This window comes from Microbacterium sp. Soil_C_42 (genome assembly GCF_057656735.1).
This window is the reverse complement of record NZ_JBDGJU010000064.1, coordinates 1-8016: the sequence shown is the minus strand read 5'-3', so window position 1 is coordinate 8016 and position 8016 is coordinate 1. Positions and strand designations below refer to the sequence as shown.

Below are 8016 nucleotides of genomic sequence, written 5' to 3'. Positions count from 1 at the left end.
CCGCCCCGCGGCGCCGCCGTCGCCGCCGCGGCGGAAGCGGCGGAGGGTCGGCCCCCGCGGGCGGCGCCACCGTCGGCGCCTGAATCCGTCCTTCTCCTGTCGCGGCGCCGTCATCCGGCGCCGCGACAGCGCTATGGTGAGCGCAGACGGCGCACAGGGCGCCGGTATCTCGCATTCACGAAAGGCACACGATGCGCATCATCGAGGCCGTCACCACCGGTTATGAGTACCAGGGCTTCTGGGGCTCGTTCTGGGACATCATCTGGTGGTTCCTCTGGATCTTCTTCTTCATGGCGTACCTGTTCGCGCTGTTCGCCGTGATCGCCGACCTGTTCCGCGACCACAAGCTGAACGGCTGGGGGAAGGCCGTCTGGATCATCTTCCTGATCTTCGTGCCCTTCCTGACGCTGCTGGTCTACCTGATCGCGCGCGGCGACGGCATGGCCAAGCGCAGCGCGAAGGAGGCTTCGGAGCTGCAGAGCGCCCAGGACGCCTACATCAAGTCGGTCGCGGGTGCGGGCGCCAGCCCGGCCGACGAGATCGCCAAGGCGAAGGGTCTCCTCGACACCGGCACGATCACGCAGGCCGAGTACGACGCACTCAAGGCCAAGGCCCTGAGCTGATCGTCATGATCTGACCCGCGGCATCCGCGGTCCGAGGCGCCCTCGTCCTCCCTTCACGGGTAGACGGGGGCGCTTCCCGTTGCACGGGCGATGATGCGCGCCACCATCTCATCGGTGGTGGTGTTCTCGCCCGGCTGATTGGGCTTGCCGAGACCGTGGTAGTCGCTGGATCCCGTCACCACGAGATCGCGCTCCCGGCACAGATCGCGCAGGGTCGTGAGAGCGGGGTCGCGGTTCTCGCGATGACCCAGTTCGAAGCCCGCGAGGCCGGCGTCCAGCATCCGCTCCATCAGCCGCATCGGAAGCAGGCCGGCACGCCCGGCCGGATGCGCGATGACGGCCACTCCCCCGGCGCCCGCGACGAGTCCCACCGCGGTCACCGGGTCCGGCGCGTAGAGGGCGACGTAGTAGTCGCCGCGCGGACTCAGGATGCCCGCGAAGGCCTCGGCGCGATCGCGCACGAGCCCCCGCGCCACCAGCGCGTCGGCGATGTGCGGGCGGCCGACGGTCGCGCCGTCGGTGGTCTGCTCGAGGATGTCGTCCCACACGAGGTCGTAGTCGCGCGCGATGCGGTCGGCCATCAGTCGGGCGCGATCCAGCCGCGAGGACCGGATGCGTGCGGTCTCGGCGCGCAGCGCCGGCTCGTCGGGGTCAGGCAGGTACGCCAGCACGTGGACGCTGCGCCACTCGTGCCGCGCCGACAGCTCCATACCCGGGAGGAAGGTCATGCCGAGGGAGGTCGCGGCCTCGGCGGCCTCGGCCCAGCCTGACGTGGTGTCGTGGTCTGTGAGCGCCGCCGTCCGCACGCCATGCCGATGGGCGGACGCCATGACCTCCGCGGGCGGCTGCGTGCCGTCGGAGTTCGCCGAGTGCAGATGCAGGTCGCTCGGTCCTTCGAACGGCTGCAGTCGGGGCATCCTCCGAGCGTAGCGCGGCGCGATTCGGGCGACGCCCGCGCGCGCTGACGGATCTCACAGCCTGCTCGCATAGAGTCGCCGTCGTGCTTCGCCTGCTCGGGATCCTCTTCACCGTGCTGTGCGCCATCGCCGCCGCGGTGCTGACCTTCCCGGGCTTCTTCCGCGTCGAGCGGCTCTACCCCATCGCCCAGATCGTGTCTTTCCGGGGCATCCTCGCGCTGGCGTTCGCCGCCGCGGCGCTGCTGGCGCTCCTGCTCACGATCGCCCGCCCGATCCGCGCGTTCGCCTTCTCGATCGCGGTGGTCGCAGGGCTCGCGACCGTCGCGAACGTCGCCGTGCTGTCGTCCCGCGGCGGCCTGGGCAGCGACCCGCTCCCGGCGAAGACCGAGGCGTCCGTCCGTGTCATGACGTGGAACACCGCCGGCCCGGCGACGCCGCCCGAGACGATCGCGAAGATCGCTGTCGCGATGGACGCCGACATCGTCGCATTGCCCGAGACGACCATCGAGACCGGGGAGAGCGTCGCCATCGCGATGCGCGACCTCGGCCACCGCATGTGGGCGCACCACGCCTCCGACCCGTCCACCGAATGGGACGCCGGCTCGACGACGCTCCTGATCTCGCCCGACCTGGGCGACTACGCCGTGATCGAGTCCTCGCTCGACGGCAGCAGCAACACCTCGACCGTGCCCAGCGCAGTGGCCATGCCGGTTTCGGGCGACGGTCCCATCGTCGTCGCGGTGCACGCCGTCGCCCCGCGCCCGAGCTACATGCAGAGCTGGCGCGACGACCTCCAGTGGCTTGCCGATCAGTGCGGCGACGGCAACGTGATCATGGCCGGCGACTTCAACGCGACGGTCGACCACATGTCGGGTCTCGGGCTCCACGGCGCGACGCTCGGCCACTGCACCGATGCCGCGACCGAGACCGGCAACGGCGCGCTGGGCACGTGGTCGGCCGATATACCGGCCATCCTCGGCGCCCCGATCGACCACGTGATGGCGACGCCGCAGTGGCGGGCGACGGGCTCGCTCGTGCTGCGCTCGCTCGACGACTCCGGCTCCGACCACCGCCCGCTCATCGTCCAGTACGACCCCGCCGGCTGAACTGCCCGCGCTCCCCCGCGCGTGCGAGACTGGGAGGCATGAGCAGCGCAGCCAGCGAGCAGTCCCCCGGCGCCACGAGCACCGCAGAGACCGCGACCTCGACCAGCACGAATCGCCGTCAGCCGTACGGGCAGGGCTTCCTCGACACGATCTCGACCGGATGGGCCGAACGCCCCGACTCCGCTCCGCCGGCCCGTCCTCAGGCCGCGTTCACGGCGGCTCGTCGCGACGCCGTCTCGGCGGCCTTCCCGGGCAAGCGCCTCGTGATCCCGGCGGGCGAGCTCACGCAGCGCAGCAACGACACCGACTACCCGTTCCGCGCGCACTCCGCCTTCTCGCACCTGACGGGGTGGGCCTCGGACGCGGAGCCCGGCGCCCTGCTGGTGTTCGAGCCTCGTTCGTCAGGTGGCCACGACGTCACGCTGTACTTCCGCGAGCGCGCCGACCGCACGACGAGCGAGTTCTACTCGGATGCCTCGATCGGCGAGTTCTGGATCGGCCCGCGCCCCGCGCTGGCGGGCGTCGCCTCCGACCTCGGCCTCGCGACGGCGCACATCGACGACTTCGAGGCGGGCGACGGGGACGTCGTGCTCGACGAGGACGACGACCTCACCCGGTTCGTCTCGGAGCTGCGCCTCGTGAAGGACGCCTATGAGATCGGCCAGCTGGAGCTCGCCGTCCAGGTCACCGCATCCGGCTTCGACGACATCGTCGCGAACCTCCCCGCGATCATCGAGCACCCCCGCGGCGAGCGCGTCGTCGAGGGTGTCTTCCACCAGCGCGCACGCAGTGACGGCAACGCGGTCGGCTACGACACGATCGCCGCGTCCGGGCCCCACGCGTGCTACCTGCACTGGACGCGAAACGACGGCGCCGTCGTCCCCGGCGACCTCATCCTGATCGACGCCGGCGTCGAGGTCGACAGCCTCTACACCGCCGACATCACGCGCACGCTGCCGGTGAGCGGCCGCTTCACGGACGTGCAGCGCAAGGTCTATGAGGCCGTGCGGGAGGCGGCCGACGCCGCGTTCGCCGTGGCGAAGCCGGGCGTGAAGTTCCGCTCGATCCACGAGGCGGCGATGCAGGTCATCGCGGCGCGCGTGGCCGAATGGGGTCTCCTCCCCGTCACCGCCGAGGAGGCGCTCGACGCCGAGAAGGGCGGCCACCACCGTCGCTACATGGTGCACGGCACAAGCCACCACCTCGGCCTCGACGTTCACGACTGCGCGCAGGCACGCCGCGACATGTACTACGACGGCGTCCTCGAGGCGGGCATGGTCTTCACCATCGAGCCCGGACTGTACTTCCAGATCGACGACATCACGGTCCCCGAGGAGTACCGCGGCATCGGCGTGCGCATCGAGGACGACATCCTCATGACCGCCGACGGACCGGTCAACCTGTCCGCCGCGATCCCGCGCACCGCCGACGAGGTCGAGGCCTGGATCGCCCGCGGCGGCCGCTGAATCTCTCATCGGTTGTCGAGCGTGTCGGAATACACCGCCCCTTCGTCCTTCACGACGCGCCCGACGCTGACGGGCACGTTCGGCATGTCCGCGTCCACGCACTGGCTCGCGACCGCCACCGCACAGGCGGTGCTGGAGCGGGGCGGCAACGCCTTCGACGCGTCGGTCGCCGCGGCCTTCGTGCTCCACGTCGTCGAGCCCCATCTCAACGGTCCCGGCGGCGATCTCGTGGCGATCTTCCAGCCGGTGGATGCTGAGGCCCCGACCGTGCTCATGGGTCAGGGACCGGCACCCGCCGGCGCCACGATCGAGCACTACCGCGGCGAGGGTCTCGACCTCCCGCCCGGCGCCGGAGGCCTCGCGGCCGCCGTGCCCGGGGCCGTGGACGCTTGGCTCCTGCTGCTGCGCGACCACGGGACGTGGGAGCTCACCGACGTCCTCGCGTACGCCATCGGCTACGCACGCGACGGGCACCCGCTCGTGGCAGGCGCCGCCGCCACGATCGGGCGCGTCGCCGAGCTCTTCCGCGACGACTGGACGACGTCGGCCGACCTGTGGATGCCCGACGGCGAGCTGCCGGTCGCCGGTCAGGTCGTGCAGAACCCGGCCTACGCCGAGGTGCTCGACTCGCTGGTCCACGCGTCGTGCACCGTGCGCGACGACGGGCCGGTCGGACGCGCCGCCCGCATCGACGCGGCGCGGCGGGAGTGGAAGACGGGGATCGTCGCGCACGAGGCCTCCGCGTTCCTGTCGCAGCCGCACCGCCACTCCGGCGGAGGCCGGCACGCGGCGGTCATCACTGCGGACGACTTCGCAGGCTTCGACGCCGGCTACGAGCCCGCCGTCACGCGGGAGTTCCGGGGCCGCACGATCGCCAAGGCCGGCGCGTGGACGCAGGGCCCCGCGCTGCTGCAGACGCTGGGCCTGCTCGAGCCCCTCGCCGACGACCTGCTCGACCCGTCGCAGGAGGCGGGCGCGCACACGATCCTCGAGGCGCAGAAGCTGGCGTACGCCGACCGCGACGCATGGTTCGGGGACGGCGACGTCGACCTCGACGCGCTGCTGTCGGCCGAGTACCTCGACGACCGGCGGTCACTGATCTCGTCGGAGGCCTCGGCGCAGTTCCGCCCGGGTGCGATCCCCGGCCGCACGCCGTTCCGTCCCCCGCTGCGCACGACCTACGACGCGCCCGCCGTCGGCACGGGTGAGCCGACCGTCGCCAAGACCGGCGAGACGCGCGGCGACACGTGCCATCTCGACGTCATCGACCGATGGGGCAACATCGTCTCGGCGACCCCCTCGGGTGGGTGGCTGCAGTCCTCACCGACGGTCCCGGCGCTCGGGTTCTGCCTCGGCACCCGTCTGCAGATGACGTGGCTCGAGCCGGGGCATCCGTCGTCGCTGGCTCCGGGGAGGCGCCCGCGGACGACACTGACCCCCACGCTGGTGCTTCGGGACGGCGCACCGGAGTTCGCGATCGGCTCCCCCGGCGGCGATCAGCAGGACCAGTGGCAGCTTCTGGCCCTGCTGCGCATCATCGTCGGCGGCCATACGCCGCAGCAGGCGATCGATGCGCCCGCACTGCACACCACGTCGATGCCCGAGTCCTTCTGGCCCCGCACCTGGACGCCCGCCGGCGCCGTGGTCGAGAACCGGCTCGGCGAGACGCTGATCGAAGGGCTCGAGCGCCGCGGCCACCGCGTCACGCGAGCGGGCGACTGGGCGCTCGGCCGTGTGTCGGCCGTCGGACGAGATGCCGCCACCGGCGTCCTGTGGGGTGCGGCGAACCCGCGCGGGATGCAGGGGTACGCCGCCGGACGATAGTCCCGCTCAGGCGGCCGCCACCCGCACCGAGGGCCCCACGTAGCGCGCCGCCGGGCGGATGATCTTCGGGTCGCGCGCCTGTTCGAGGATGTGCGCCGTCCACCCGATGGTGCGCGCGACCGCGAACGTCGGCGTGAACATCGAGCGCGGGATCCCGCATCGCTCCATCACGAGCGCCGCCCAGAACTCGACGTTGGCGTGGAGCTCACGGCCGGGCTTCGCCTCGGCGAGCAGCCGCTCGGCGCTCTGCTGGAAGCGCAGGGCGAGCTCGACCCGCGGCCCACCCGTGCGCAGCGCGACGCGCTTCATCAGCTCGGCGCGCGGGTCCGCGGTGCGGTACACGGCATGCCCGAACCCCATCAGGCGCCGCCCCGCCGCGAGCTCGCCACGGATCCACGGGTCGATGCGGTCGTCGGTGCCGACGGCGTCCAGACCGTCGAGCGCACGCGACGGAGCGCCTCCGTGCAGGGGGCCCGTGAGTGCTCCGAGCGCGCCGACGAGGCAGGCCGCGGCATCCGCCCCGGTCGACGCGATGACCCGGGCGGTGAAGGTGGAGGCGTTGAAGCCGTGATCCATGACGGCGATGAGATAGGCGGTCAGAGCATCTTCGGTCGCCTCGTCCGGAACGCGTCCGGTGACCTGCCAGAGGTAGTTTGCGACGACGCCCCGGCCCTCCAGCACCGGCAGCTCACGCTCTCCGCGACCGCGCCGCCAGAGGGCACCGACGAGCACCGGCGTCGCGGCGGCGAAGGCGATCGCATCGGCGAGGCGCCCGTCCTCGTCGAGATCGTAGAGCGGATGGATGCCGCGCCTCGCACCGAGCAGCGGCCAGGCGGCCGCGAGCCCGGCGAGCACGTCCGGCGTCGCCGACGACACCGCGTCGACGACGGGCCCGAGGTCGCCACGCCGCCCGGTCGTGGCATCGGCGACCCGGGCGGCGAACGCCGGACGGGAGGCATCCGTCGCGTCCTGTCCGGTGACGAGGAGCTGCCAGGCGTCTTCGAAGCTCGCGGTCTCCGCAAGCTCGATCGCCGACCGGTCCCGGTACTGGTAGAAGCCCTCCGCCCCGCGGACGTCGCTCACGGTGGTCTCGGCGACGATCACGCCGGACAGGCCCGGCGGCGCGTCGATCGGGGTGAGGCCTGTCGTCGTCATGTCGGCTCCTTGCTCGAGGTCTCCGGGATGTCGACCGCACCCGGGGGGCGATCGTTCCGGCTACAGTCAGTGTCGGAACTTGATCGTGCTTTCGTCAATCTTGATCGGATCAACATCTTGAGCGACCTTCCCCGCCTGACCGCGGCCGAGGCGGCCGCTCGTCTCGGCGTCAAGCCGGAGTCGCTGTACGCGTACGTGTCGCGGGGATTGCTGTCGCGAGAGCGCGATGCCGCAGGCTCGTCGTTCGATCCGCTGGAGGTGGAGGCGTTCGCGCGCCGGCGCCGGCGCTCGCCGAGTGCCGCCCCCGGCTCGCCGGCCCCGGGCACCCCGCTCATGGTGCTCGACACCGGACTCGCCCACATCGAGGACGACGAACTGCACTATCGCGAGCGGTCGGCGGCGCGGCTCGCGCGCGAGTCCTCGTTCGAGGAGGTCGTGACCTGGCTGTGGGACGTACCTGCACTCCGTCCCCCGTCGCCCGCCGACCTCGCCGTCGCACGACGCACGATCGAGGCGCTGGGCCCGACCGCACCGCCGGTCGACCGGCTGATCGTCGCGGTGGCGGCTCTCGCGGCCACCGACCCCCTGCGCGACGACGCCGAGGCGTCGCAGCTGGTGCGCGTGGGGGCGCGGCTCGTCACGGGCCTGGCCGCCGCACTCACACCCGCCGACCAGGGCGCGGGCGTCGCACGGACACTGTGGGGCGCACTCGCTCCGAACGATCTCCCCGGCGGCCCCCGTCTGCTCGACGCGGCACTGGTGCTCGTCATCGACCACGATCTCGCCGTCTCCACCCTCGCCGCGCGTGTCGCGGCGTCGGCCCGTGCCTCCGGCTACGCGGTCGTCACCGCCGCGCTCGGCGCGTTCGATGCGCCACTGCACGGCACCGCGAGCCGGGCGGCCGCGCAGCTGCTGCGCGCCGTCC

At 72.3% G+C, this 8016-nt stretch carries 7 protein-coding genes; 5 read left to right on the top strand and 2 right to left on the bottom strand.

The window, feature by feature from the left end:
• Nucleotides 1-191: 191 nt before the first annotated feature.
• The gene (locus tag AC3A46_RS19045) at nucleotides 192-623 is read left to right on the top strand and encodes an SHOCT domain-containing protein (RefSeq protein WP_487666632.1); all 432 of its coding nucleotides are present in this window, start codon (nucleotides 192-194) and stop codon (nucleotides 621-623) included.
• Nucleotides 624-676: 53 nt separating this feature from the next.
• Here AC3A46_RS19045 and AC3A46_RS19040 read toward each other — a convergent pair whose 3' ends face one another.
• A complete protein-coding gene (locus AC3A46_RS19040) occupies nucleotides 677-1540 on the bottom strand; it encodes a PHP domain-containing protein (RefSeq protein WP_487666631.1) in 864 nt (287 codons plus the stop codon).
• Nucleotides 1541-1623: 83 nt separating this feature from the next.
• On the opposite strand from AC3A46_RS19040, the gene AC3A46_RS19035 reads away from it, so the two are divergent.
• The 3 genes from AC3A46_RS19035 (at nucleotide 1624) to AC3A46_RS19025 (ending at nucleotide 5936) form a co-directional block, all read left to right on the top strand.
• Complete coding sequence (locus tag AC3A46_RS19035) at nucleotides 1624-2646, top strand: endonuclease/exonuclease/phosphatase family protein (RefSeq protein WP_487666630.1); 1023 nt, start codon at nucleotides 1624-1626, stop codon at nucleotides 2644-2646.
• A 38-nt stretch (nucleotides 2647-2684) separates the two neighbouring features.
• The gene (locus tag AC3A46_RS19030) at nucleotides 2685-4112 is read left to right on the top strand and encodes an aminopeptidase P family protein (RefSeq protein WP_487666629.1); all 1428 of its coding nucleotides are present in this window, start codon (nucleotides 2685-2687) and stop codon (nucleotides 4110-4112) included.
• Between the two features lie 84 nt (nucleotides 4113-4196).
• Nucleotides 4197-5936, top strand: a complete 1740-nt coding sequence (locus AC3A46_RS19025; protein ID WP_487666633.1) for a gamma-glutamyltransferase family protein — start codon at nucleotides 4197-4199, stop codon at nucleotides 5934-5936.
• 6 nt (nucleotides 5937-5942) lie between these two features.
• Here the strand turns inward: AC3A46_RS19025 and AC3A46_RS19020 are convergent, their stop codons facing one another.
• Nucleotides 5943-7091 carry a citrate/2-methylcitrate synthase gene (locus AC3A46_RS19020; RefSeq protein ID WP_487666628.1) on the bottom strand — a complete coding sequence of 383 codons (1149 nt, stop codon included), beginning with the start codon at nucleotides 7089-7091 and terminating at the stop codon, nucleotides 5943-5945.
• A gap of 117 nt (nucleotides 7092-7208) precedes the next feature.
• Between AC3A46_RS19020 and AC3A46_RS19015 the strand changes: the two genes are divergently transcribed.
• On the top strand, nucleotides 7209-8016 hold an 808-nt coding region (locus tag AC3A46_RS19015; protein WP_487666627.1), incomplete at its 3' end, for a citrate/2-methylcitrate synthase.

Coding starts and splice junctions, on each gene's coding strand:
- AC3A46_RS19045 (WP_487666632.1), top strand. CDS start 192: ATGCGCATCATCGAGGCCGTCACCACCGGTTATGAGTACCAGGGCTTC.
- AC3A46_RS19040 (WP_487666631.1), bottom strand. CDS start 1,540: ATGCCCCGACTGCAGCCGTTCGAAGGACCGAGCGACCTGCATCTGCAC.
- AC3A46_RS19030 (WP_487666629.1), top strand. CDS start 2,685: ATGAGCAGCGCAGCCAGCGAGCAGTCCCCCGGCGCCACGAGCACCGCA.
- AC3A46_RS19025 (WP_487666633.1), top strand. CDS start 4,197: ATGTCCGCGTCCACGCACTGGCTCGCGACCGCCACCGCACAGGCGGTG.
- AC3A46_RS19020 (WP_487666628.1), bottom strand. CDS start 7,091: ATGACGACGACAGGCCTCACCCCGATCGACGCGCCGCCGGGCCTGTCC.